General features: G+C 57.8%; 22 protein-coding genes. 4 read left to right on the top strand and 18 right to left on the bottom strand.

Annotation, left to right across the window (positions count from 1 at the left end; all coding sequences use genetic code 11):
* Positions 1–88 precede the first annotated feature (88 nt).
* The 11 genes from dtpA to blr all read right to left on the bottom strand — a co-directional run bounded on the left by dtpA (position 89) and on the right by blr (position 9543).
* A complete protein-coding gene (dtpA, locus tag ACJBF3_RS06475) occupies positions 89–1597 on the bottom strand; it encodes a dipeptide/tripeptide permease DtpA (protein ID WP_045329120.1) in 1509 nt (502 codons plus the stop codon).
* 591 nt (positions 1598–2188) lie between these two features.
* Positions 2189–2824, bottom strand: coding sequence for an endonuclease III (nth, locus tag ACJBF3_RS06470; protein ID WP_042719087.1), 636 nt, complete (start codon positions 2822–2824; stop codon positions 2189–2191).
* Positions 2821–3507 (bottom strand): electron transport complex subunit E, encoded by a 687-nt coding sequence (locus ACJBF3_RS06465; RefSeq protein ID WP_008500569.1) that lies wholly within the window; start codon positions 3505–3507, stop codon positions 2821–2823. The genes nth and ACJBF3_RS06465 overlap by 4 nt, the downstream gene beginning before the upstream one ends.
* On the bottom strand, positions 3504–4130 hold the full coding sequence (gene rsxG, locus ACJBF3_RS06460; protein ID WP_045329119.1) for an electron transport complex subunit RsxG: 627 nt from the start codon (positions 4128–4130) through the stop codon (positions 3504–3506). The genes ACJBF3_RS06465 and rsxG overlap by 4 nt, the downstream gene beginning before the upstream one ends.
* Positions 4131–4140: 10 nt before the next feature.
* Positions 4141–5193 carry an electron transport complex subunit RsxD gene (gene rsxD / locus ACJBF3_RS06455; RefSeq protein WP_045329118.1) on the bottom strand — a complete coding sequence of 351 codons (1053 nt, stop codon included), beginning with the start codon at positions 5191–5193 and terminating at the stop codon, positions 4141–4143.
* Complete coding sequence (rsxC, locus tag ACJBF3_RS06450) at positions 5194–7215, bottom strand: electron transport complex subunit RsxC (protein WP_045329117.1); 2022 nt, start codon at positions 7213–7215, stop codon at positions 5194–5196.
* A complete protein-coding gene (rsxB, locus tag ACJBF3_RS06445; protein WP_042716342.1) occupies positions 7208–7786 on the bottom strand; it encodes an electron transport complex subunit RsxB in 579 nt (192 codons plus the stop codon). The genes rsxC and rsxB overlap by 8 nt, the downstream gene beginning before the upstream one ends.
* Entirely contained in the window at positions 7786–8367 is a 582-nt protein-coding gene (gene rsxA, locus ACJBF3_RS06440; protein WP_008500564.1) for an electron transport complex subunit RsxA, read from the bottom strand. The genes rsxB and rsxA overlap by 1 nt, the downstream gene beginning before the upstream one ends.
* Positions 8368–8443: 76 nt before the next feature.
* Positions 8444–8884: a DUF2569 domain-containing protein gene (locus tag ACJBF3_RS06435; protein WP_045329116.1), complete on the bottom strand. Its 441-nt coding sequence runs from the start codon at positions 8882–8884 to the stop codon at positions 8444–8446.
* Positions 8885–8970: 86 nt separating this feature from the next.
* Positions 8971–9186, bottom strand: a complete 216-nt coding sequence (ydgT, locus tag ACJBF3_RS06430; protein WP_013096896.1) for a transcription modulator YdgT — start codon at positions 9184–9186, stop codon at positions 8971–8973.
* Between the two features lie 231 nt (positions 9187–9417).
* Positions 9418–9543 carry a division septum protein Blr gene (blr, locus tag ACJBF3_RS06425; RefSeq protein ID WP_173860528.1) on the bottom strand — a complete coding sequence of 42 codons (126 nt, stop codon included), beginning with the start codon at positions 9541–9543 and terminating at the stop codon, positions 9418–9420.
* 243 nt (positions 9544–9786) lie between these two features.
* On the opposite strand from blr, the gene ACJBF3_RS06420 reads away from it, so the two are divergent.
* Positions 9787–10827 (top strand): oxidoreductase, encoded by a 1041-nt coding sequence (locus tag ACJBF3_RS06420; RefSeq protein WP_045329115.1) that lies wholly within the window; start codon positions 9787–9789, stop codon positions 10825–10827.
* A 54-nt stretch (positions 10828–10881) separates the two neighbouring features.
* Here ACJBF3_RS06420 and add read toward each other — a convergent pair whose 3' ends face one another.
* The 3 genes from add to malX form a co-directional block, all read right to left on the bottom strand.
* Positions 10882–11883, bottom strand: coding sequence for an adenosine deaminase (add, locus tag ACJBF3_RS06415; protein WP_045329114.1), 1002 nt, complete (start codon positions 11881–11883; stop codon positions 10882–10884).
* 96 nt (positions 11884–11979) lie between these two features.
* Positions 11980–13152 carry a MalY/PatB family protein gene (locus ACJBF3_RS06410; protein ID WP_045329113.1) on the bottom strand — a complete coding sequence of 391 codons (1173 nt, stop codon included), beginning with the start codon at positions 13150–13152 and terminating at the stop codon, positions 11980–11982.
* A 48-nt stretch (positions 13153–13200) separates the two neighbouring features.
* Entirely contained in the window at positions 13201–14793 is a 1593-nt protein-coding gene (gene malX, locus ACJBF3_RS06405) for a maltose/glucose-specific PTS transporter subunit IIBC (protein ID WP_045329112.1), read from the bottom strand.
* Between the two features lie 177 nt (positions 14794–14970).
* Between malX and ACJBF3_RS06400 the strand changes: the two genes are divergently transcribed.
* On the top strand, positions 14971–15999 hold the full coding sequence (locus ACJBF3_RS06400; RefSeq protein ID WP_045329111.1) for a Mal regulon transcriptional regulator MalI: 1029 nt from the start codon (positions 14971–14973) through the stop codon (positions 15997–15999).
* A 101-nt stretch (positions 16000–16100) separates the two neighbouring features.
* Here the strand turns inward: ACJBF3_RS06400 and ACJBF3_RS06395 are convergent, their stop codons facing one another.
* Together ACJBF3_RS06395 and manA are read right to left on the bottom strand one after the other, a co-directional pair.
* On the bottom strand, positions 16101–17633 hold the full coding sequence (locus ACJBF3_RS06395; RefSeq protein WP_047717829.1) for a YdgA family protein: 1533 nt from the start codon (positions 17631–17633) through the stop codon (positions 16101–16103).
* Between the two features lie 214 nt (positions 17634–17847).
* On the bottom strand, positions 17848–19032 hold the full coding sequence (gene manA, locus ACJBF3_RS06390; RefSeq protein WP_406544840.1) for a mannose-6-phosphate isomerase: 1185 nt from the start codon (positions 19030–19032) through the stop codon (positions 17848–17850).
* 199 nt (positions 19033–19231) lie between these two features.
* Between manA and fumA the strand changes: the two genes are divergently transcribed.
* Both fumA and fumC read left to right on the top strand, forming a co-directional pair.
* A complete protein-coding gene (gene fumA / locus ACJBF3_RS06385) occupies positions 19232–20878 on the top strand; it encodes a class I fumarate hydratase FumA (protein WP_045329108.1) in 1647 nt (548 codons plus the stop codon).
* Positions 20879–21060: 182 nt separating this feature from the next.
* On the top strand, positions 21061–22455 hold the full coding sequence (gene fumC / locus ACJBF3_RS06380) for a class II fumarate hydratase (protein ID WP_045329107.1): 1395 nt from the start codon (positions 21061–21063) through the stop codon (positions 22453–22455).
* Here the strand turns inward: fumC and tus are convergent, their stop codons facing one another.
* Together tus and rstB are read right to left on the bottom strand one after the other, a co-directional pair.
* Positions 22456–23385: a DNA replication terminus site-binding protein gene (tus, locus tag ACJBF3_RS06375; RefSeq protein ID WP_045329106.1), complete on the bottom strand. Its 930-nt coding sequence runs from the start codon at positions 23383–23385 to the stop codon at positions 22456–22458. It lies immediately after the preceding gene.
* 73 nt (positions 23386–23458) lie between these two features.
* Positions 23459–24757, bottom strand: a complete 1299-nt coding sequence (gene rstB / locus ACJBF3_RS06370; protein WP_045329105.1) for a two-component system sensor histidine kinase RstB — start codon at positions 24755–24757, stop codon at positions 23459–23461.
* Positions 24758–24760: the final 3 nt, after the last annotated feature.

Below are 24760 nucleotides of genomic sequence, written 5' to 3'. Positions count from 1 at the left end.
TGAGGTTTCAGCTATGTTAGTGCGCGGATGGACAAAAAAAAAGCCGCTAATGCATTAGCGGCTTCTGTTCGGTCGTTTCTCAATACTCTTACGCGGTAGCGGTACTGGTCGCTTTAGCGGTTTTATCGTCGTCCTGAGTCATGCGGTTCAGCTTCGGTGCGGTCAGCAGCATCAGCGCCGCGATCACCGCTGTCGCGATACCAATCTGCATGAACACGGTTCCGTAGACGTTCAGGGAGACCAGTGGGTCAGTAACGTTATCCGGTACGGCCATCAGGTTCGCAATCTTACCGGCGATAATTGCCGCACCGGCAGTGGTCAGGAACCAGCTACCCATAATGAAGCCCATCAGACGCTGTGGAACCAGCTGTGCCACCATCGCCAGACCCAGACCGGAGATCATCAGTTCACCGATAGACTGCAGCGCGTAGCTCAGGATCAGCCAGTTAACGGACACGATACCCGCGTCGGTGGCAAATTTGGTACCCAGCGGCAGCACCAGGAACGCGCCGGAACACAGCACCATACCAATCGCGAACTTGTGCGGCATTGGCAGACGGTCACCCATCTTGTTGTAGATCGCGGCCAGAATCGGGCTACCAATCATGATCCAGAATGGGTTCAGGGCCTGATACTGCTCCGGCTCAAACGCGATACCCAGGATAGAGTGCTCAACGTTACGAATAGCGAAGAAGTTCAGAGAGGTTGGCATCTGGCTGTACAGTACGAAGAAGATGATAGCTTCCAGCATCAGAATGAACGCCACAATCATCTTACGGCGCGCAGCACCCTGCATGGAGAAGGCTTCTTTCGCGAAGATGACCACGATACCCAGCGCAACCACGCCCAGAACGGCACGTGCGATACCCTGGTTGTGCAGCAGCCAGGTGGCGATGGTCGCCAGAACGGCAACGCCCACGATGGTCGCCAGCAGTTTGCCCATATGCACAGGTTCGAAATCAGGTTTTGAACCGTAGTCTTTCACCCAGCGTTTGCAGAAGGCAAAGTTGACCACGGTGATCAGCATACCTACCACGGAGAGCGAGAAGGCCACGCTCCAGCCGAATTTCGCCGCCAGCCATGGAGTTGCCAGCATAGAGAAGAATGAACCGATGTTCACGGACATGTAGTACATGGTGAATGCACCGTCCAGACGCGGGTCGTCTTTGCTGTAGCAGGTAGAGAGCAGGGAGGACGGGTTCGCTTTGAACAGCCCGTTACCGACGGCAATCGTCGCCATACCCATATATACGACGGCGGCATCGTGACCTGACCATGCAACCAGAGCATAGCCAATCGCCAGGACAATCGCGCCCAGCATAATGACGCGTTTAGTTCCAAGAACTTTATCGCCCAGCCAGCCGCCGATAGCGACCAGACCGTACACCAGAGCACTGAAGGAGGAGAACAGCGTGATGGAATCGGCTTCGGACATACCCAGCTGTTTTACCAGGTAAACCGCCATGATCCCTTGCAGGCCGTAATAACCAAAACGCTCCCATAACTCGATAGAGAAGATGAGATAGAACGCTTTTGGTTGTTTAAAAGCGTTAAGACTCACGCTTTCATCTGTTGGTTTATTGTTTGCAGTAGACACATATACCTCTTTTTTTACATCCCATATTAACGGGGGTGTTCATAGCGTGATGGCCGTAGCCCATACGCCTTATAGTTATATTGGGAGGAGAAACGGCGGGTAATGTTCACTATCCTGCCCCATCTGGCAATACGTTTGTAATAATCTGTTACATATATCTGGCGTGGTATAATCGTCCGTTCATACAAATGTTATTTAGCGTTAAATTTCATACGATGAGTAAAGGTAGTTTTTTCGACTGGTAATGACCGGCTCCGATCGCCATTTGGCAATATGTTCTGCTATTTGTCGCATATTGCAGTGATATAGCCCATATTCTGAAAAATAGCTGGTCTTATCGTCGGCAAAGAAAGAGAAGTGTCTTGTCAGGCAAAGGGTTTAGGTCAGTTTTCACAACAAAAATACAACATGAAGTTATCAGGGTGATCGCGATCACAGATGTATAGAAATTTTTGGCTATGAAAAAACTATTAACCTGTTTGAGCGTTAAACAGCCGAACAAGTGACAGGCCAGGGGAAGCGACGGGCGGACAAATAACGGCCAAAAGAAGAACGATCGGTAACCCTTCTTTTGGCAGGGGATTGCGACGATCAGGAATAGACTTTTTCTTTATATTCACAAAGGTCTTCAATGATGCAGGAGCCGCAGCGAGGCTTGCGGGCAATGCAGGTATAACGACCATGCAGAATGAGCCAGTGATGGCAGTCCACCTTAAATTCAGCCGGAACCACTTTGAGCAGCTTCTCTTCGACCTGCTCGACATTTTTCCCCGGCGCGAAGTTGGTCCGGTTAGACACGCGAAATATATGCGTATCGACGGCGATAGTGGGCCAGCCAAACGCGGTATTGAGCACCACGTTCGCGGTCTTACGTCCTACGCCCGGTAACGCCTCCAGCGCAGCACGATCTTCCGGCACTTCACCGCCGTGCTGCTCCAGCAGGATCCGGCAGGTTTTAATGACGTTCTCGGCTTTGCTGTTAAACAGGCCGATGGTTTTGATATACGACTTCACGCCCTCCACGCCCAGCTCCAGCATGGCCTTCGGCGTATTGGCGACCGGATAGAGCAGGGCGGTGGCTTTATTAACGCTCACGTCGGTAGCCTGTGCAGAGAGCAGCACGGCGATCAGCAGCTCAAACGGGGAGGTAAAATTCAGCTCCGTCGTCGGGTGCGGGTTCTCGTCCCGCAGACGGGTCAGGATCGCAATGCGCTTTTCTTTATTCATGAGGCCTTCTCGGGTGTCCCTTCCAGAACGCTGCGCTCGGCCGCGCGGCGCTTACGTTTCTCATCAATCAGGTATTTTATTGCCAGCATCATGCCAAGGCCAATAAACGCGCCGGGCGGCAGCATCGCCAGCAGGAACGGCGTATCGGTGTGGAACACTTCAATGCGCAGCGCTTTGGCCCAGCCGCCCAGCAGCGCGTCTGCGCCGTCAAACAGCGTACCGTTTCCGAGGATTTCACGCAGTGAGCCCAGCACGAACATGGCGCAGGTGGCGCCCATGCCGATGGAAAAACCGTCCAGCGCCGACATGGCGGGGCTGTTTTTCACCGCGAAGGCTTCCGCGCGCCCGACCACGATACAGTTGGTGACGATAAGGGGAATGAAGATCCCAAGCGACTGGTACAGGCCGAACGCGTAGGCGTTAATCAGCATCTGGACGATACTGACCACCGACGCAATGATCATGACGTAAATCGGAATACGAATTTCCGACGGCGTCCAGCGGCGCAGGGCAGAGATGGAGAGGTTGGTCAGGGTCAACACCAGCGTGGTGGCCAGACCCAGACCGAGCGCGTTGGTGGCGGTGGACGTGACCGCCAGCAGTGGGCACATCCCCAGAAGCTGGACCAGCGCGGAGTTGTTTTTCCACAACCCCTGGACAATAACCTCTTTAACCTGGCTCATGATGACTCTCCACAGGCCGGAAGATTGTTGATTTGCGCGGGCAGCGTCTCAGCATAAAGCCCGGCTCGTTTTACGGCGTTCACCACGGCCCGCGGCGTGATGGTCGCCCCGGTGAACTGGTCGAACTCGCCGCCATCTTTCTTCACCGCAAACGCGGTGTCACCTTCGCCATGGATGACCTTACCGGCGAAGTGCAAAATCCAGTCGCTCAGACGGGTTTCAATTTTATCGCCAAGACCCGGCGTTTCATGATGTTCCGTCACGCGGGTGCCCAGTATGGTGCCGGAAAAATCGCTGCCGACGAGCAGCTGAATAGCGCCGGAATAGCCGTCGGGCGCCGTCGCCTCCATCACCGCGCCGACCGGTTTATCCCCTTTACGAGCGATAAACAGGCGGTGCGGGCCTTTACCAAGCTGCGGTGCGTCTACCACGAAGCAGCTCTTTTGCAGGTCATTATCGTAGAAGTCTGACGGGATAACCTGATCGAACAGCGCCTTTTGCTGCTTCGTGGCCTGTTCTTCGATGGTCGTTTTGGTCAACGCATTCACCAGTGCCGTCAGCCCGGTCAGGACTGCGGCGAAGACGGCCAGCGTGACGCCGTGCTTTTGCATCGTTTTTAACATGGCGAAACCCTTAGCGATGGCCGTACACGCGTGGACGCGTGTAGTAGTCGATGAGCGGAACGGTGATGTTGGCGAGCAGGACGGCAAAGGCCACGCCGTCCGGGTAGCCGCCAAAGCTGCGGATAAGCCAGACCAGCAGGCCTGCCAGCGCGCCGAAGATGAGGCGTCCGCGGTTCGTCGTTGATGCGGTCACCGGATCCGTCAGGATAAAGAAGGCACCCAGCATGGTTGCGCCGGAGAGCAGGTGCATCTGCGGGCTGGCCAGCGATTCAGGCGAGAATGCCCAGCCCAGCGTGGCGCAAACCGCCAGCGTCACGAGGAAGCTGACCGGAATATGCCAGCGGATGGCTTTCTGCTGCAGCAGGAACAGGCCACCCAGCAGATACGCCAGGTTGACCCACTGCCAGCCGGCTCCCGCCAGCACGCCGCTGTAGATCGCGGATTTCATGATCTGCTCAACGCTGTGTCCGGCATGCAGGGACGTTTTGAACGTGTCGAGAGGCGTCGCCTGGCTGATACCGTCCACGCCCATTCGCAGCGCGTTCATATCCGCGCCGAGCGCCGTATGGCCGGTAAAGATCACGTGCAGGGCATCCATAAAGCCCGGAACCGTGGCGGCAATCTCGTGCGGCGGCAGCCAGCTGGTCATCTGCACCGGGAAGGAGATCAGCAGCACCACGTAGCCGATCATCGCCGGGTTAAACGGGTTATGTCCCAGTCCGCCATACAGCTGTTTGGCAATAATCACGGCAAACACGGTACCAAGAACCACCATCCACCACGGGGCAAACGGCGGGATACTGATCGCCAGCAGCAGGCCGGTGAGTAACGCGGAGTTATCGGCAAGAATGCGGGAGACCGCCGCCTTGCGAAGCTTAAGCACCAGGGCTTCCGCCGCTAAGGCACTGGCACAGCCCAGGAGTATCTGGAACAGGGTTCCCCAGCCGAAAAACCAGCACTGAACGGCAATGCCCGGCAGCGCCGCCAGGCAGACCAGCATCATGATGCGCGATGTCTGGCGCTGATTATGGGTGTAAGGGGAGCTTGCGATTCTGAAAACCATTTAATCCTCATTAACTGCTTGCTGTGCGGCTTTCTTCGCCTGAACGCGCGCAATGGCGGCGGCGACGGCGGCCTTGCGCGGGTCATCGTTAGCGGCCTGCGGCTGCTCTTCCTGCTGCGCTGCCTTACGGGCTTTGGCGCGGGCAATCGCCGCTTCGACGGCGGCTTTACGCGGGTCGACCGGCGCTTCGGGTTCTGCGGTTTGCGTCTGCTGCGCTGCTTTGCGCGCTTTGGCACGGGCTATCGCCGCCTCAACGGCCGCTTTGCGCGGGTCGACGACGTCCTGCTCGACCACCACATTCTGCTCACCGGCTTTGCGGGCCTTAGCGCGGGCTATTGCCGCTTCAACGGCGGCTTTACGCGGGTCGACCTCGGCATCCGTCCGGGCCGCTTGTGCTTTTTCAGCCTGACGGGCGCGTGCAGCGGCCTTGCGCGCCTCACGTGCGGCTATCGCTTCGCTGTTATCCGGCTTCTCTCCCGCCGGGATCACCACCGTCTGGGCGGCATTCGCCTTTTTCTCGCGAACGCGCGCCAGCGCGGCGTTAATCGCATCCTGATCTTTCTCGCCAGGCTGAACGGCGGCCTGCTTATGGCGCTCCTGACGGGCGATTTTTTCGCGTTCCAGTCGTGCCTGGCGCGCTTCAAAGCGCGCTTTGGCTTCTGCCGCGCGTTTTTCTTCCATGGAGATGGCATAAATCTCGGCCTTCTCCTGGCGGAAATACTGCACCAGCGGAATATTGCTCGGGCAGACCCAGGCGCAGGCACCGCATTCGATGCAGTCGGCCAGGTTATGGGCTTTTGCTTTGTCGTGCAGCTGGCCTTTGCTGTACCAGTACAGCTGCTGTGGCAGCAGATCCGCCGGGCAGGCATCGGCGCAGGCGCTGCAGCGGATGCAGCCTTTTTCTTCCTGCTCTTCGCCCATCTCGGTCGGCGAAGGGGCGAGCAGGCAGTTGGTAATTTTCACTACCGGAACGTCCAGCCACGGCAGGGTAAAGCCCATCAGCGGGCCGCCCATGATCACCATCTGGTCGCTGCCCGGGCAAAACTCCGCCTGTTCAAGCAGGTGACGCACCGGCGTACCCAGCCGCGCCCAGACGTTGCCCGGACGGGAGACCGAACCGCCGGTCAGGGTCACCACGCGCTCGGTTAGCGGCTCGCCGTCAATCACCGCGCGCTTCACGGCGTAGGCGGTGCCGACGTTCTGCATCAGCACGCCGATATCCGAAGAGCGTCCGCCGTGCGGAACCTGCTTACCGGTGAGAATTTGCGTCAGCTGCTTTGCGCCGCCAGAAGGGTACTTGGTCGGGATAACGCGCAGGCTGATATCGTGACTGCCCGCCAGCACGGCGCGCAGCATCGAGATAGCCTGCGGTTTATTGTCTTCAATACCGATCAGCACTTCCCGCGGCTGCAGAATGTGCGCGAGGATGCGGATGCCTTCCACCACCTGGGCGGCGCAGTCCTGCATCAGACGATCGTCGGCGGTGATATACGGCTCGCACTCGGCGGCGTTGACGATCAGCGTCTGAATGTTATCGCCACCGCCGCGCAGCTTGACGCCGGTAGGGAAGCCCGCGCCGCCCAGACCGGCGACGCCGAACTGGTGAATGCGCTCGATAAGCGCTTCGCGGCTGTGGGCGCGGTAGTCGCTCCAGCCATCACGATCGATCCAGCGGTCTTCGCCGTCGGCTTCAATAATCACGCTCAGCTCTGAGAGCGCGGAGGGATGCGCTACCGTATGAGGCGCGATGGCAACCACCTTACCGGAGGTAGGGGCGTGGACCGGCAGCATACGTCCGCGACCAAAGGTCAGCGGCTGGCCGCGAAGAACCGCATCGCCTTCTTTCACGCACAGCTCGCCCTCGGCACCGATGTGCTGCTTGAGCGGCATGACGAAACGGGTCGCCAGCGGAATCTGACGCAGCGGCGTGACGTTGGACTGGGTTTTCATCTCCGGTGGGTGAATACCGCCGTCAAAGTCCCAAATCTTCTCTTTTCTGAAAGCAGAAAATAACTTAAGCATGTTGTTCCACAGGAATATTGCGAACCGGAATGGTTTGAAGATCCCACTTCCAGCTTTCGGTAGTCGTTTCAACCGGGCGTAACTCGATACATTGCGTCGGGCAGGGGGCCACGCAGAGGTTACAGCCGGTGCACAGGTCCGCCACGACGGTGTGCATGGCGCGGGTTGCGCCCACAATGGCGTCGACCGGGCAGGCCTGAATACATTTGGTGCAGCCGATGCAGTTGGCTTCGTCGATCACGGCCAGGGCACGGACCGGCTCCTGCACCTCCGCGTCGCCGTCAACGGGCTGCGGATCAACGTTAAGCAGGGCCGCAATTTTCAACATCACCGCTTCGCCACCGGGCGCGCAGCGGTTAATTTTTTCACCCTGAACGCCTACCGCTTCGGCATAGGGGCGGCAGCCTGGGTAGCCGCACTGCCCGCACTGGCTTTGCGGCAGAAGCTCATCAATTTTTTCTACAACAGGATCGTCCTCTACCGCGAAACGGCGGGAGGCGTAACCCAGGATAAGGCCAAACACCAACCCCAGGACGCTGATAGAGGCGATGGCAATCCAGATAGCACTCATTACAACTTCACCAGACCACTAAAGCCCATAAAGGCCAGAGACATTAAACCGGCGGTCACCAGCGCAATCGCGTTACCGCGGAAGGGCGCAGGAATATCCGCAGCGGCCAGGCGCTCGCGAATAGAAGCAAACAGCACCATGACCAGCGAGAAACCGACGGCTGCAGAAAAACCATACAGCGCCGACTGCATAAAGTTATGGCCAAGGTTGATGTTCAGCAGCGCCACGCCGAGAACGGCGCAGTTGGTGGTGATCAGCGGCAGGAAGATACCCAGCAGGCGATAGAGCGCCGGGCTGGTTTTGCGCACCACCATTTCGGTAAACTGCACCACCACCGCGATAACCAGAATAAAGGCCAGCGTGCGCAGATAGGTTAACCCCAGCGGGATGAGGATCCAGGTATCGATCCACCACGCGCAGATGGATGCCAGCGTCATCACGAAGGTCGTCGCCAGCCCCATACCCATTGCCGTTTCCAGCTTTTTGGAAACGCCCATAAACGGGCACAGGCCAAGGAACTTCACCAGAACGAAGTTGTTAACCAGCACGGTGCCGACAAAGAGCAGTAAGTAATCGGTCATTATTTAGCCTGAAATAAAAAAGCCGCCTATTATCGGACAAACCAACGCAGGCGACAACAGGTTATCTGTAGGGTTATTACGGGTTCACGAAGGTGTTTTTCACCCGCGTCGAACGTTTGAAATAGGGCACCAGCAGCGCCGCGGCCAGCAGTGGGAAAAGCAGCTGACGAACGGCCAGCGCGTCTGATACGGGCGAAAAAGCAAACGCCTTCACCGCGAGCAGAACCGAAACCAGCAGCCAGATGATGTAGTGCTTAGGCACGCTCTTGCGGCGCTTAAAGAAGGCAATGGTCAGCCACAGCGTGTAGTACCACATGCCAATCGCGAAAACGAACGACACGAACCACAACGCAATATTCAGCACGCTTTGCGACATCAGGGTCTGGATGGCGTGGGGGGTAATCAGTGCGGTGGTATAGAGCAGCAGCGCAAGTGATGCGCTTAATAAGGCAACCAGCAGCCATGCCAGTGGGGCGATTAACCAGCCTCCGATGCGTTCTCCAGGCGTTGCGGTCATGAACTCTCCCATAATCTGCGCGAAATGTTGTACAGCCAGTTTGCAGGGCGGAGAGTATATAACATTTCGCGCGGATGGCTACTTTCTTATAAAACGTAACGCCACACGGACTTAGGTACTTCCCCGACGTTGAACAAACGACCGCCGGAAACCAGCTCCGCTCGACGATGGTCGGCGGCGCGATACATATTAATGATGTCCTGATTATCCGACAGGGTGTAGTTCAGATGGTCAAACAGTTTTTCCAGGCTCTCAAGTGAATTGATCTTGCGAAATTTTAATAAATAGTCCTGAACTGTCATATTAATAAGTTTCCATATAAAAGTGAGTAATACCAGTTAAGGTAATTCGGTCGAATAATAAACGGATTAATAAAGACGTAAACAGCCCACTCAGGTAATGCGACGAAATTAGGAGTTTTCTTTGCTGAAATTCAGGCATCAGACGATGCCTGGAAGAGAAGGTTAACCGTGTTCACCAGGGCTGGCAATACGTAACTGACATATTGTGTCACTCTTTATTGCAGTAACCGGTTACTTAGGTTGAGCGACGGTGACAGGCTCCGGCGGCTGGTAGTTATCGATATGGCTGACGACGCCCAGCAAAATGACCGAAACCCCAAGGACAATCCATCCCGCTAATTCAATGATTCGATTAATAATTGACGTCATGATTCGCAATTGTACTTTATCCATAAATACAGGGCGCAAATGTTACAGCGACGTTTCCCCGACGGCAAGCGCTTTGGGAACGGTTCCCTTAAACAAAATCAGTAAGTTAATACTATGTAACAAAAACAACCCGTACAACCTGCTATTTTAAGTCGTATAGCGCATTATTAATTTGTCGTCATGCCGGGTGAGCCAGTGTGAAATAAGAACGTCATAAAAGAGGATGACACTATGAGTGATAATATCCGCGTCGGGCTTATCGGCTACGGGTACGCGAGCAAAACGTTTCATGCGCCTCTGATCGCCGGGACGCCGGGAATGGCGCTGGCGGCGGTATCCAGCAGCGATGCCGCTAAAGTCCATGCCGACTGGCCTTCCGTGCCGGTTGTCTCTGAGCCAAAGCACCTTTTCAACGATCCGAATATTGATTTAATCATCATCCCCACGCCGAACGACACCCACTTTCCGCTGGCAAAGGCCGCGCTGGAGGCCGGTAAGCACGTGGTTGTCGACAAGCCTTTTACCGTGACACTGTCACAGGCACGTGAGCTGGACGCGCTGGCAAAAAGTCTGGGCAGGCTGCTGTCGGTTTTCCACAACCGCCGCTGGGACAGCGACTTTCTCACGGTAAAACGGCTTCTCGGCGAAGGCACGCTAGGGGAGATCCTCTTTTTTGAATCGCACTTTGACCGTTTCCGCCCGCAGGTGAGAAACCGCTGGCGCGAGCAGGCCGGTCCGGGCAGCGGTATCTGGTACGATTTAGCTCCGCACCTGCTGGATCAGGCCGTCACGCTATTTGGTCTGCCGGTGAGCATGACGGTCGATCTGGCCCAGCTCAGGCCCGGGTCGCAGACGACCGATTACTTCCACGCGGTGCTCAGCTATCCGCAGCGGCGCATTGTGCTGCACGGCACGATGGTCGCGGCCGCCGAATCGGCCCGCTATATCATTCACGGTACGCGGGGAAGCTACGTGAAGTTTGGTCTCGATCCGCAGGAAGACAGGCTTAAAAACGGCGAGCGTCTGCCGCAGGAGGACTGGGGCTATGATATGCGCGACGGCGTCGTCACGCGGGTGGAAGGCGAGGAGCTGGTCGAGGAGACCTTGCTGACGATACCGGGTAACTATCCGGCCTATTATGCGGCCATCCGCGATGCGCTGAACGGAACGGGAGAAAATCCGGTTCCGGCCAGCCAGGCGATACAGATTATGGAGCTGATCGAGCTGGGTATCGAATCTGCCAAACATCGCGCCACGCTCTGTCTGGCATAAGGTGAAGATAATTTGTAGGCCGGGTAAGGCGCAGCCGCCACCCGGCAAAAAGGGTTACGCTGCTGCCACCTTATCCCGCAGCGCCTGCTTCTCCGCAGACGTCAGGAAGGCGATCTCCAGCCCGTTGATCTGCGCCTGACGGATCTGCTCGCGGCTCAGGCCCGCCTGCGGTGCGGCGATATTGTATTCGTGGATGATATCCACCCCCTGTACCGCCGGATCGTCCGTGTTCAGCGAGGCCAGCACGCCGTGCTCGAGGAACGTTTTCAGCGGGTGATGCGCCAGCGTTGCCACGGTGCTGGTCTGAATGTTAGACGTCAGGCATGATTCAATCCCGATACGCTGCTCCGCGAGGAAATCCATCAGGGCACGGTCTTCTACCGCCTTCACGCCGTGACCGATACGCTCGGCGCCCAGCTCGCGGATGGCCTGCCAGATGCTTTCCGGACCCGCCGCTTCACCGGCGTGCACGGTAATGTGCCACCCGGCATCGCGCGCGCGGTTGAAGTGGGAGAGGAACAGGCTGCCCGGGAAGCCCAGTTCGTCACCGGCGAGGTCGACGGCGGTGATGGCATCGCGATGGGCCAGCAGCGCTTCCAGCTCCTGCAGGCAGGCGGCTTCGCCGAAGGTACGGCTCATAATGCCAATCAGACGGGCCTGAACGTCGAAGGTTTTACACCCTTCGCGGACGCCTTCAATCACGGCTTCCACCACCCCTGCAACCGGCAGGCCGTGGGTCATTGCCATATAGCCCGGCGAGAAGCGCAGCTCAACGTAGTGCAGGCCGTTGCGGGCCGCATCTTCAATATTCTCAAACGCCACGCGGCGGCAGGCATCCAGGGAGGCCAGCATCTTCACGCCCCAGTCGAGTTTGCTCAGGAAGCTGACGAGGTCCGGTTCACTGGAGGTGACCTGTACATGGGGGATCAGAGACTCAAGCGTCTGTGCAGGAAGCGTTAAATTGAACTGGCGGCCAAGATCGAGGATGGTTTGGGCACGAATGTTACCGTCAAGGTGACGATGAATATCAGTTAAAGGCAGGCGTGTATCAATCATGGTCGCACTCTTTTCTGGTTAAAGTGCGCCATATTATAAAAACAAAACGGGGTAAAAAGCTATTTGCGCAAGGGAATATTCCGTTGCGCAAAATGATTACAGGAGCGAGTTAATCCCGGCGATCAGGCGTTGCACCCCCTGTTCCAGCTTGCTGCGCGGGCAGCCTGCGTTCAGGCGGACAAAACCATTTCCCTCTTTACCGTAGGTATATCCCGGCATGATGGCGACCTTTTGCTGCTCGATCAGCACGTTTTGCAGCGCCCGGTCGTCAATATTCAGCGGGCGCAGGTCGATCCAGGCCAGATAGGTCGCTTCCGGCGGCTGCCAGTTCAGTTTCGGAAAAGCGCTGTTTAATTCCTGGGCGATATAATGCAAATTCGCGTCCAGATAGCTCCGCAGGGCATCCAGCCACGGGGCTCCCTGCTGGTAGGCGGCGATATGCGCCGTCAGCGCCAGCACGGAAGGGGAAGAGAGTCCGTCCCGGCCTTTTAGCGCGCTAAGGTAGCCGTTACGGCTCGCGTCGTCACCGATCAGGCCGTAGGCGCCCGTCAGCGCCGGAATATTAAAGCTTTTCGAGCCGGAGGTCAGAAGCGCCCATTTGCCGCGCGCCACCTCGTTCCACGGCGTATGGCGATGCTCTCCCCACACCATATCCATATGAATTTCATCGCTAATTACCGCCACGTCATAGCGTTCACACAGTTCCGCCATCTGCTCCAGCTCATCCCGCGTCCAAACCTTGCCGGTCGGATTCTGCGGGCTGCACAGCAAGAGGATTTTGTTTTCCGGTTTCGCCAGCGCCGCTTCAAGCGCGGCCATATTACCCAGCCAGCCTGCGGCATGCTTTTCCATCTCCACGGGCACCACGTGGCGGGCATTCCCTTCAATGGCTTTGTAAAAGGCATCGTATGCCGGCGTGTGAACCACCACGCCGTCGCCGGGGGTCGACCAGAGTCGAATCAATTCAGAGACCATATAAATGACGGAAGGGCCATAAACCACAGCTTCAGTCTCAATCTGACTGTGAAAGCGCTGCTGGAACCAGTGCGCGACGGCGCCGAGAAATTCATCGTTTTTCCAGCGGCTGTAGCCAAACACGCCGTGATGAATGCGCTGGTGCAGCGCGTCGGTAATGCAGGGGGCGGTGGCGAAATCCATATCCGAGATGGTGAAGGGCAGCAGATCGGCCGCGCCGAAGCGGTCGGCGACGTAGTCCCACTGCGTACACCAGGTGCCGTGTCGATCCACGACGGTAGAGAAATCAAACATGCTTTAATCCTTAACGTAAAACCCCCTCATGCTGAGGGGGTTGAGGCATCAGGCTTCGACCGTTCGCATCAGGGTGGCCAGCTCGTCCTTCACCGACTGGACCTGCGGGCCGATAACGACCTGCAAATTGTGCTGATTTAACTGTACCACGCCGATTGCCCGGTTGGCTTTCAGGGCGTTGGTGTCCACTTTTGACATATCCGCCACCGACAGACGCAGGCGGGTAATGCAGTTATCGAGAGAGGTAATGTTATCCGCACCGCCCAGCGCCGCCAGAATAGCAGGGGTGTTATAGCCGGATTTGCCGACGGTGCCTGCGACAGCCTGTTCGACGCTGGTGGCCGTTTCAACATCACGACCCGGCGTTTTCAGGTTGAAGCGGGTAATGGCGAAGCGGAAGATGCCGTAGTACACCGCAAACCAGATGGCCGCCACGACCGGCACCAGATACCACTTGGTGGACAATCCGTGCAGGATCCCGAACACCACGAAGTCAATCACGTTACCGTCGGTGTTGCCGATGGTGACGCCCAGCACCGCCATGACGGTAAAGCCCAGACCGGTCAGCACCGCGTGGATGAGGTACAGCACCGGCGCAACAAACAGGAACAGGAATTCGATAGGCTCGGTGGTGCCGCCGACGACGCAGGCGATGACGCCGGAAATCAGCAGGCCTTTAATTTTGTGACGGTTTTCCGGACGGGCGCAGTGGTACATCGCCAGCGCGGCACCCGGCAGGCCGCCGAGGAAGGCCGGCATTTTACCCTGAGACAGGAAGCGGGTGGCGCTTTCGGAGAAGCCGTGAGTGGTTGGGCAGCTCAGCTGCGCCTGGAAGATGGTGAGCGCGCCGCTCACGTCGTGACCGCACACGTCCATCGTCCCGCCCGCTTCGGTGAAGCGAATCAGGGCGACCAGAATATGCTGCAGGCCAAACGGCAGCAGCAGGCGCTCGCCGGTACCGAAGATCATCGGACCAAAATCGCCCGCGCCGTTGATGATGCGGCCAATGCCGTTGATGCCCAGCGCAAAGACCGGCCAGATCAGCGGTATGATCAAACCAAACAGGCCCATGACCACCAGGGTTACAATCGGTACAAAGCGGGTACCGCCGAAGAAGGCTAGGGCATCCGGCAGGCGGATATTGTGGAAGCGTTCGTGCAGCATCCAGATAATCACCCCGGCGATCACCGCCCCGAGGATCCCGGTATCAATAGACTGGATACCGATCACGCTCTGAATGTTGTTGGCCTTCAGTACGGCCGCGTCGGTGGTCGGCAGAATGCCTTTCGCGGTCAGCCAGAAGTTAACCGCCAGGTTCATCACGGCATAACCCACGAAACCGGCAAACGCCGCGACGCCTTTGTTCTCGCGCGCCAGACCCAGTGGGATCGCGATGCAGAACATCACGGGCAGGAAGCTAAAGGCAAAGGAGCCGACTTTACTCATCCAGATGAAGATGGCCTGCAGCACGGGAGTTCCCAGGAACGGGATCAGCGTGATGACGTCTTTACTGCTGAGTGAACTGCCGATCCCGAGCATGATCCCGCAGAACGAGAGGAGTGCCACGGGCAGCATAAAGGTTTTACCCAGTTGCTGGAAAAACTCCCACAGCGATATTTTTTGTGCTGCTTTCGCCGTCATAAAACGACTCCTTTACTGTTAAAATCAGTTTATCTGCTTCAATGCTGCGAGAAGATAAAACGTTTTATCAAAGTTTAGTGCGCGCTAAATCACATTCTCAGGCATTAACTGGTAGTATAAAGATAACGTATTGATAAAACGTTTTACCGATCTCATTTCAGGGAGTCACGCCGACACATGGCTGTAGCGAAAAAAATCACCATCAACGATGTCGCGCTGGCGGCGGGCGTTTCCGTCAGTACCGTTTCTCTGGTGCTCAGCGGAAAAGGGCGGATCTCGCCTGCAACCGGCCAGCGGGTTAACGAGGCGGTTGAACAGCTGGGCTTCGTGCGTAACCGCCAGGCGTCGGCGCTGCGCGGTGGGCAAAGCGGGGTGATTGGCCTTATTGTGCGGGATTTGACGTCTCCGTTTTATGCAGAGCTGACCGCCGGCTTAACCGAGGCGCTTGAAGCGCAGGGACGGATGGTCTTTCTGCTTCACGGCGGTCGCGAGGCCGATCAGCTTCTCTCCCGGCTCGACATGCTGCTTAATCAGGGAGTCGACGGGGTGATCGTCGCCGGGGCGTCGGGCGTGGGGAGCGAACTGTGCGAGCGCGCCGCCGAAAAAGGCGTGCCGCTGGTCTTTGCCTCACGCGCCAGCTACCTCGACGAGGCCGACACGCTGCGTCCGGATAACATGCAGGCCGCGCAAATGTTGACCGAGCATCTTATTCGTCGCGGGCATCAGCGCATTGCCTGGCTGGGAGGAAAAAGCTCGTCCCTGACCCGCGCCGAGCGGGTGGGCGGCTACTGCGCGACGCTGATAAAATACGGCCTGCCGTTCCACAGCGAGTGGGTCGTGGAGTGCGAATCCAGCCAGAAGAAAGCGGCGGAAGCGATAGGCTCGCTGCTGCGAAGCAGCCCGACGATCAGCGCCGTGATTTGCTACAACGACGTGATTGCCATGGGGGCGTGGTTTGGCCTGATCCGCGCCGGACGGCAGAGCGGCGAGGGCGGAGTGGAAACCTTCTTCGGCCACCAGGTGGCGCTCGGGGCGTTCGCCGACGTCGGTGAAAGTGCGCTCGACGATCTGCCGATCGTCTGGGCCACCACCCCTGCGCGGGAGATGGGCTACACGCTGGCGGACAGAATCATGCAGCGCATCGAAAATACGGACGTGCAGGCCGGCCACCAGATTGTGGCGGCGCGACTGGTGACGGTGAAATAGTCCGAGCGCATCGCCCGGCGGCGCTGCGCTTGCACGGGCCTACAAAATAGTCGAATCACCTGGTGGCAATAAAAAACCCCTCGTATGAGGGGTTTTGACGTTTACTGCTGCGGTGCCGCCGGTTCGGCTGGCGCGGCAGGTGCTGCCGGTTCAGGCATCCCCAGCGTCGGCATACCAAACATGCCGACGAAGTCTTCCAGCGGCATCTTGTCGCCGTTTAGCGTGACCTGGCCGTTTGCGTACTGCAGGCTGGTGGAAATCGTGTTGTTGTCCACCTTCGTGATGCGGAACATCTGGCCCATGGCCGCCAGACCTTTCACCTGCTGGTTCGCCAGCTTGCCGGCGTCTTCATCGCCGTAGCCTTCCAGCTTCGCGATCTGGGTCATAAACTCGGTCGCCATATCCATTGGGATGGTCAGCTTGCTGTCGAGCGACTTCACGCTGCGATCCACTTCCTCCGCCAGCGTCTGCGGTTCACCCGTTGCGGTGGCCGGATCTTTCAGGAACAGAGAAAGGTTAAAGCTGGTTTCGCCCTTGCTATTTTTCCAGCTCAGCGGCGCAACGGTGATGACCGGCTCGCCCTTGAGCAGGATCGGCAGGTTGTTGAACAGTACCGCCATAGCCTGCTGCTGGTAAACCTCCGGGTTCTGCTGCAGCGCGGCATCGGTCAGCAGCGCCTGGCTCTCTTTGCTGTATTTCTGGCTGAATTCGTGCCACGCCTGGCCGTCAATATTGCCAATCTTCAGCGACAGTTTGCCGGTACCCAGATCCTGATTCTGCACTTTCAGGCTTTTAAGCGTGTAGTCCAGCTGCGTGTTGATGCTCTTTCCGTCTTTGGACACGTCGGATTTACCGTTGACGTCCATGCCTTCCAGCACGGCCATCTCTTTCCCTTCAACCGCAATGGCAACCTTGTCGAGAGACAGCTTCTGATCGCCGATACGCTCCTGGAAATCGGTCATTCGGCTGTTGCCGTCGGCTTTCAGGTTGTTGAAGGTGAGCTGCACCTTCTGGTTGTATTCATTCACGGCGTTGACCAGGCCGCTTTCCGCTTCCCCCGTCAGGGAGAAGACGTTGCCGTCGCGGTCCGCGTCAAGCTTGAAGTTGCCGCCGCTGAAGGCGACTTTCTCATTCTCTTTCTCGTAGTTCAGCGCTTTCAGCGCAATATCGGAACGCGTGTCACCGGCATAGCTGATGCGGGTGTTAATGTTGAAAGGCGATTCATTCTTCGCCAGGTCGAACAGCGGTTTGGTGACGTCGTTATTCACCAGCACGGTGTGAACGGACGCCATAGACGGGATCAGGTTAAAGGACTTCAACTGCGCCAGCGGAAGGGGACCGTGGCTCACCACCTCGTCCAGCACCACGCTCTGGCCCGGCTTCAGCCAGCCGTTTTCACTACCAGCAACCGGCTTCACCACCAGCTGCATACGGCTGGTGAACACGCCGCGGTGATAGTTCTGGTAGCTCAGCTCCAGACCCGCCTCCGGCGCGCTGCGCTTAATTTCTCCGTTAGCCTGCGCCACCATCTCAGCCAGGCGGCCTTCCAGCTGTTTCCCGGTAAACCAGGAGGCACCCGTCCAGACCACGCCCAACGCTACAATCACTCCAACCGCTACGACCGATTTTTTCATTGCGACTATCCCTAAAATGAAACCAGGCGGTAAAAACCGCCTGGAGATATTAAGCCTGCAACTAGCTTAGCAAGAGTTGTTAAAAAAATCAGTAAGTCCCTAATACCCGTCATACTTCAAGTTGCCTGTGCGTTGGCTTTCCTCGCTCACCCCAGTCACGTACTTATGTACGCTCCTGGGAATTCGCTGCGTCGCCGCCTTCATGCAACTCGAATTATTTAGGGTATAGCTTATTGAAAACGCGCGCCAGGCGACCAGTGCCGCTTACGCTAACCGGAGACTCATTGGCTGCAACGAATGCTGACTCACCGGGCTTAAGCACCAGACGCTGTTCCCCTTTGTGCAGCGTCGCTTCGCCTTCCACGCAGAACAGGATCGCCGCGCTCTCCTGAGCCACCGAGGTTTCGGCGCTGCTCAGATCGTGCAGGGAGAAGGCAAAATCCTCAACCGGAATAGGGAAGTCCAGCTCTGCACCGTTCTTAATCGGCTGCGTCAGCAGCTCTGCGGCAGGTTTCGCCACGAACTTCACGTTGGCAACCAGCTCGGGAATGTCGATGTATTTTGGCGTCAGCCCCGCGCGCAGCACGTTATCGGAGTTGGCCATCACCTCCAGCGCCACGCCCTGCAGATAGGCGTGCGGGGTTTCCGCGAACAGGAACATCGCTTCGCCCGGGTTCAGCTTCACCACGTTCAGCAGCAGAGGAGAGAACAGGCCGCTGTCGTTCGGGTAGAACTCGGAAATCAGGCGAATGGTCTCCCACGGCTCGCCGTGCTGGCTGTCCAGGGCCGCTTTCAGCACCGCCAGCGCGTGGGATTTTTCTTCACCATGCATATTCAGCAGGCTGGCAAACAGCTGGCTCAGCGCGTCGGCGTTCGGGTTTTCGAGGAAGTGCGCGATAGCGTTATGGGCACCCGCGACCGGCTGCAGCAGGGAGATAATCTCTGAAAACTCGCGGAACGCGTTCATCGCCAGGAACGGCGTCAGCGCAAAGACCAGCTCCGGCTTGTGGTTAGGATCTTTGTAGTTACGCTCGGCGGCGTCTAACGGGATACCCGCTGCGTTCTCTTTCGCAAAGCCGATTTCAGACGCTTGCTTGTTCGGGTGAACCTGGATGGAGAGCGGCTGGTCGGCGCACAGTACCTTAAACAGGAACGGCAGTTCGCCAAAGCGTTGAGCCACCTTGTCGCCCAGCAGCGCGGCTTTATCGGCGTCGATGACGTCACGCAGGCTGCGAACCTGGCCGCTGGCGTCTTCAATTTTTGAGCTGCTCTTCGGGTGCGCCCCCATCCACAGTTCTGCCATCGGCAGGTTGTTTGGGTTCGCGATACCGTAGAGATCCGTTAACGCAGTTTTACTTCCCCAGGCGTAGTTTTGCACTGAGTTAATGAGTTTTTGCATTATCAAGCCCTGATTCAAATGTGGAATTAACTCCGCGTATTAAAGCAATAAACCACATGGAAGTAACCTGTGGATGTAAAAAGTCGTACTAGTCTCAGTTTTTGTTAAAAAATTGTGTAGGATAAGCTGACTCGCTTTTAAGCCGGGCAGCGGAACATCTGCCCTGAATAAACAGACCGAAGCAGTAAGTGAGAGAACAATGTCGAATAAACCCTTCCATTATCAGGATCCTTTCCCGCTCAGTAAGGATCGGACCGAGTATTACCTGTTAACCCGCGATCACGTCTCCGTCTCCGAGTTTGAAGGACAAGAGATCCTCAAGGTGGATCCGCAGGCGCTGACGCTGCTGGCGCAGCACGCATTCCACGACGCCTCGTTTATGCTCCGTCCTGCGCATCAGCAGCAGGTGGCCGATATTCTGAGCGACCCGGAAGCCAGCGAGAACGATAAATACGTTGCCCTGCAGTTCCTGCGTAACTCCGATATCGCGGCGAAAGGCATTCTGCCAACCTGTCAGGATACCGGCACGGCGATCATCGTCGGGAAAAAAGGCCAGCGCGTCTGGACCGGCGGCGGCGATGAATCGGCGCTGGCGCACGGCGTCTATAACACCTACATCGAAGACAACCTGCGCTACTCGCAAAACGCCGCGCTGGATATGTACAAAGAGGTCAACACCGGCACCAACCTGCCTGCTCAGATCGATCTCTACAGCGTCGACGGTGACGAGTACAAATTCCTTTGTATCGCCAAAGGCGGCGGTTCAGCCAACAAAACCTATCTTTACCAGGAGACCAAAGCGCTGCTCACCCCGGGCAAGCTGAAAAACTACCTGGTTGAAAAGATGCGCACCCTCGGCACCGCGGCGTGCCCGCCGTACCATATCGCGTTTGTGATTGGCGGCACCTCGGCGGAAAGCACGCTGAAAACCGTGAAGCTGGCCTCAACCAAATACTACGACGGCCTGCCGACCGAAGGTAACGAGCACGGTCAGGCGTTCCGCGACGTGCAGCTTGAGCAGGAGCTGCTGGAAGAGGCGCGTAATCTGGGCCTCGGGGCGCAGTTTGGCGGCAAATACTTTGCCCACGACGTGCGCGTGATCCGCCTGCCGCGCCACGGCGCATCCTGCCCGGTCGGCATGGGCGTCTCATGCTCTGCGGATCGCAACATCAAGGCCAAGATCAACCGCGAAGGCGTGTGGATCGAAAAACTGGAAAATAACCCGGGCAAGTACATCCCGGAAGAGCTGCGTAAAGCGGGCGAGGGCGAAGCGGTTCGCGTTGACCTGAACCGTCCGATGAAAGAGATTCTGGCGCAGCTGTCGCAGTATCCGGTTTCGACCCGTCTCTCCCTGAACGGCACGATTATCGTGGGCCGCGACATTGCGCACGCGAAGCTGAAAGAGCGCCTGGACAACGGCGAAGGGCTGCCGCAGTACATTAAAGATCACCCGATCTACTACGCGGGCCCGGCGAAAACGCCTGAGGGGTATGCGTCCGGCTCGTTAGGCCCAACCACGGCGGGCCGTATGGACTCGTACGTCGACCAGCTGCAGGCCAACGGCGGCAGCATGATCATGCTGGCGAAAGGCAACCGCAGCCAGCAGGTGACGGATGCCTGCCACAAGCACGGCGGCTTCTACCTCGGCAGCATCGGCGGCCCGGCTGCTGTTCTGGCGCAGGGCAGCATCAAGAGCCTGGAGTGTGTGGAATACCCGGAACTGGGTATGGAAGCGATCTGGAAAATTGAAGTGGAAGATTTCCCGGCGTTTATCCTCGTGGATGACAAAGGCAACGACTTCTTCAAGCAGATCCAGTCGTCCCAGTGTTCGGCGTGTGTGAAGTAAATCTGTAAATTGCCGGGTGGCGGCTTCGCCTTACCCGGCCTACGTGTCTGTAGGTCGGGTCAGCGTCAGCGCCACCCGACACCAAAAAGAGCGCACAAAGCGCCATAACGTTTCTCAGAAGTCATCAATACTTATCCCTTAAGCATGTGAGCAATCCCGCTTTTGTTATCAAGGAGAAAGTAATGACCACGGTACGCCATGAGAAAGACTCGATGGGCGCCATCGACGTCCCCGCCGACAGGCTATGGGGCGCACAAACCCAGCGTTCGCTGGAGCATTTCCGTATCTCGACTGAAAAAATGCCCGTCTCGCTAATTCAGGCGCTGGCGCTCACCAAACGCGCGGCGGCCAAAGTGAACCAGGATTTAGGCCTGCTGGCGGCAGATAAGGCCACCGCCATCATCAACGCCGCTGACGAAGTGCTGGCGGGCAAGCATCCTGAAGAATTCCCCCTCGCCATCTGGCAGACCGGCTCCGGCACCCAAAGCAACATGAACATGAATGAAGTGCTGGCGAACCGGGCAAGCGAGCTGCTGGGCGGCGTGCGCGGCATGGAGCGTAAGGTTCATCCAAACGATGACGTCAACAAAAGCCAGAGCTCCAACGACGTCTTCCCCACGGCGATGCACGTGGCGGCGGTGATTGCTGTCCGCGAGCAGCTTATCCCGCAGCTCAACGTGCTCAAATCCACGCTCAGCGAGAAAGCGCAGGCCTTTCGCGATATCGTCAAAATTGGCCGTACGCACCTGCAGGACGCCACGCCGCTGACCCTCGGCCAGGAGATTTCCGGCTGGGTGGCGATGCTGGAACATAACCTGAAGCACATTGAATACAGCCTGCCGCATCTGGCAGAGCTGGCGCTCGGCGGCACGGCGGTCGGGACCGGGTTAAACACCCATCCGGAATACGCGGTGCAGGTGGCTCAGGAGCTGGCAAACATCACCGGACAGCCGTTCGTCACGGCGCCCAACAAGTTCGAAGCGCTGGCGACCTGCGATGCGCTGGTTCACACCCACGGCGCGCTGAAAGGGCTGGCGGCCTCGCTGATGAAAATCGCTAACGACGTGCGCTGGCTGGCCTCAGGGCCGCGCTGCGGCATCGGTGAAATCAGCATTCCGGAAAACGAGCCGGGTAGCTCCATCATGCCGGGTAAAGTGAACCCGACCCAGTGCGAAGCCATGACCATGCTCTGCTGTCAGGTACTGGGCAACGACGTGGCCGTCAACCTGGGCGGTGCGTCCGGCAACTTCGAGCTGAACGTCTATCGCCCGATGGTCATCCACAACGTGCTGCAATCGATTCGTCTGCTGGCGGACGGGATGGAGAGCTTTAACGAGCACTGTGCGGTAGGGATTGAGCCCAATCGCGAACGTATCAGCCAGTTGCTCAATGAATCCCTGATGCTGGTGACGGCGCTGAATACCCATATTGGCTACGACAAAGCCGCCGAGATCGCCAAAAAAGCGCATAAGGAGGGGCTGACGCTGAAAGCCTCCGCCCTGGCGCTGGGGTATCTGACGGAGGCGGAGTTCGACGCCTGGGTGCGTCCGGAGGCGATGGTCGGCAGCCTGAAGTAATTAACTCGCCACGTACAGGTGCAGCCGCGGAATAATCAGCTGCAGCGGCTGCGCCTGAGGTCGATAACGGTGCTGGACATTCTCCGCATCGTAATTCAAAAGCTCACCAATATCCGGCACGATGGCCCCCCGATCGGCATCGTAAAGCGCAATCAGCGGCGTCGGGCAGGCATACTGCACCTGTTTTTGCTGACCGGAATACCAGACGCGGGCGATAGGCTGCACCTTCACCGGGCGCTTTATCTTCAGGCGCGCGTCCGCCGGCAGCGAGGCGATGCTGTGGTACTCCTGCTCGAGGCGCTCGATCCACTGTTCACGCGACCACGGTGCGACGGTGCGCGGCGCCTTCAGGCTTTTTTCCAGCTGGGCCAGGATCTCATCCCGGGTAAAGTTTTTAATGATGTGCTTATTCGCCCAGCCGAAGCGCAGCGTGGCGGGGTGACGCAGCACCGTCAGCGTGCGATAGGCATTCAGGGTAATCAGCCCCGGAAGCTGGCGGTGTACCCATTCAAACCGGGCGGCGGGGGGAAGGCCGGACTCTTCGGTAACGATCTTCTCAAATGCCGCTTTCAGGGTGTTGATATGGTGTATGTGAGTTTCCAGCGCCTCGCGCGCGGCCCCATCGGTTTGCAGGCAGATCACGCCAGGCAGACGTACGGCCGCCTTGCTGCTGCGGTTTTCTGACTGCTGCTGGATAAACAGGCGACGATAGTGTTTCAGCGCCAGCTCAAGGGCGGCGCTGCCGATGTGCTGTTTCACCTCAATGGCGTCCAGCGGGTCGTGCTCCGCGCCTTTGGCCACGTCGGGCAGGGTAAAGACGCGCGCGGCCAGCAGTCGGCAGGTCTGCAAACGTTCGGTCAGGTTCAGAAGCTCGTGTTCTATTTCCCGAAACGTGCTGTTCAGCCGTTCGAGGAGATCGTAGGTCGCCATAAGCACTCTCATTAGTTACAACATACTTATCATATAGCACAGCACGCCGGGTCAGGCCAGCGTGCGGTTGAGGTCAGGCAGGAACGGGAAGGGCGATGTTATGGTATACCGGCCAGCTAAAGCAGAAGCGCGCGCCGCCCAGTTCGCTCTCTTCGCAATGCACCGTGCCGCCCATCGCCTGCGCGATCGAGTAGACAATGGCCAGCCCCAGGCCACATCCGCCGGTGGCGCGATCGCGGCTGGGATCGAGGCGGACAAACGGTTCAAACACGGTTTCTCGCGCTTCCGGAGCGATACCCGGCCCGTCATCTTCCACCGTCAGGCTGGCCTGATTGCCCTGCAGGTCCAGGCCAATCTGTAGCGTACTTTCGCTATAGCGCATGGCGTTGTTCATTAGGTTGTCCAGCACGCGCTCCATCAGGCGCATATCGATCGCGCCGTAATCCCCCGGGGTGACGCGCGTCAACAGCGTGCGCTGCGGGTTCACGCTCTGAACGTCATCAATGTGGGTTTGCAGCCAGGCGGGCAGGTCCGGCGTGCTGAGGTTAAGTTCGTTTTGCGGACGGTCGAGGCGCGCATAGGTCAGCAGCTCTTCGATCAGCGCTTCAAGCTGGCCAATATCGCGGTTTAGCGCCTGAGACTCGGCTTCCGTCAGATTCTCGCTCATCTCCAGACGATAGCGCAGGCGCACCAGCGGCGTGCGCAGCTCGTGCGCAATCCCGTCGATCAGCTGCTTCTTACTGGCGATAAGGGCATTGATGTTATCGGCCATCTGGTTAAAGGCCACCCCCAGACGTTCAAAGCTGGAACCGCTGTCGAAGTGAATCCGCTCGGTAAAGTGCCCCTCGCCAAAACGCTGCGCGGCGGATTCCAGCTTGAGCATGTCCTGCCAGTGTGGGCGCATCCAGATAAAGACCGGAAACGCGAGCGAAATGGCGATAAACGCCATCAGCGCCATGTCCAGCAGACGCATCTGGTGCAGATAATAGAGATAGGGCACCGGCCCGACGGCCAGCACGTAATGGCTGCGCGGAATACGCTGGATGAAGGTGTATTTCTCATCCAGCGCGACGATATCCCCGTCGCGCAGGCGCTGCATGGCGGGCGGATCCAGTTCAAAATTTTTTAACGGCTCAATGCGTAAATCGAACGACAGATTCAGATCCAGCTCTTTGAGGGTGTTCGCCCAGTCGTGCGGCGGGATCTCTCTCAGCTCGCTGCGCATCAAATAGAGCGAGCTTTTCATCAGATCGTCCAGAGACTGCCTGCCCGCACGTTCGGCGGTGAATTTATAAACCAGCCCGACCAGCATGGTCATGACCAGGAAGCAGACAAACAGCAAAAGATAAAACTGCACAAACAGCTTTTTCATTGG

Origin of the sequence: Enterobacter sp. PP-008-ECC_S150 (assembly GCF_045257065.1) — a bacterium.
GTDB lineage: Bacteria > Pseudomonadota > Gammaproteobacteria > Enterobacterales > Enterobacteriaceae > Enterobacter > Enterobacter chengduensis.
The sequence above is the reverse complement of the archived record's forward strand: the minus strand, read 5'-3'. Positions and strand labels throughout refer to the sequence as shown.

Coding starts and splice junctions, on each gene's coding strand:
- rsxB (WP_042716342.1), bottom strand. CDS start 7,786: ATGAGTGCTATCTGGATTGCCATCGCCTCTATCAGCGTCCTGGGGTTG.
- ACJBF3_RS06465 (WP_008500569.1), bottom strand. CDS start 3,507: ATGAGCCAGGTTAAAGAGGTTATTGTCCAGGGGTTGTGGAAAAACAAC.
- manA (WP_406544840.1), bottom strand. CDS start 19,032: ATGCAAAAACTCATTAACTCAGTGCAAAACTACGCCTGGGGAAGTAAA.
- rstB (WP_045329105.1), bottom strand. CDS start 24,757: ATGAAAAAGCTGTTTGTGCAGTTTTATCTTTTGCTGTTTGTCTGCTTC.
- tus (WP_045329106.1), bottom strand. CDS start 23,385: ATGGCGACCTACGATCTCCTCGAACGGCTGAACAGCACGTTTCGGGAA.
- nth (WP_042719087.1), bottom strand. CDS start 2,824: ATGAATAAAGAAAAGCGCATTGCGATCCTGACCCGTCTGCGGGACGAG.
- ACJBF3_RS06410 (WP_045329113.1), bottom strand. CDS start 13,152: ATGTTTGATTTCTCTACCGTCGTGGATCGACACGGCACCTGGTGTACG.
- ydgT (WP_013096896.1), bottom strand. CDS start 9,186: ATGACAGTTCAGGACTATTTATTAAAATTTCGCAAGATCAATTCACTT.
- add (WP_045329114.1), bottom strand. CDS start 11,883: ATGATTGATACACGCCTGCCTTTAACTGATATTCATCGTCACCTTGAC.
- rsxD (WP_045329118.1), bottom strand. CDS start 5,193: ATGGTTTTCAGAATCGCAAGCTCCCCTTACACCCATAATCAGCGCCAG.
- ACJBF3_RS06400 (WP_045329111.1), top strand. CDS start 14,971: ATGGCTGTAGCGAAAAAAATCACCATCAACGATGTCGCGCTGGCGGCG.
- ACJBF3_RS06435 (WP_045329116.1), bottom strand. CDS start 8,884: ATGACCGCAACGCCTGGAGAACGCATCGGAGGCTGGTTAATCGCCCCA.
- fumA (WP_045329108.1), top strand. CDS start 19,232: ATGTCGAATAAACCCTTCCATTATCAGGATCCTTTCCCGCTCAGTAAG.
- rsxA (WP_008500564.1), bottom strand. CDS start 8,367: ATGACCGATTACTTACTGCTCTTTGTCGGCACCGTGCTGGTTAACAAC.
- malX (WP_045329112.1), bottom strand. CDS start 14,793: ATGACGGCGAAAGCAGCACAAAAAATATCGCTGTGGGAGTTTTTCCAG.
- rsxG (WP_045329119.1), bottom strand. CDS start 4,130: ATGTTAAAAACGATGCAAAAGCACGGCGTCACGCTGGCCGTCTTCGCC.
- ACJBF3_RS06420 (WP_045329115.1), top strand. CDS start 9,787: ATGAGTGATAATATCCGCGTCGGGCTTATCGGCTACGGGTACGCGAGC.
- ACJBF3_RS06395 (WP_047717829.1), bottom strand. CDS start 17,633: ATGAAAAAATCGGTCGTAGCGGTTGGAGTGATTGTAGCGTTGGGCGTG.
- rsxC (WP_045329117.1), bottom strand. CDS start 7,215: ATGCTTAAGTTATTTTCTGCTTTCAGAAAAGAGAAGATTTGGGACTTT.
- fumC (WP_045329107.1), top strand. CDS start 21,061: ATGACCACGGTACGCCATGAGAAAGACTCGATGGGCGCCATCGACGTC.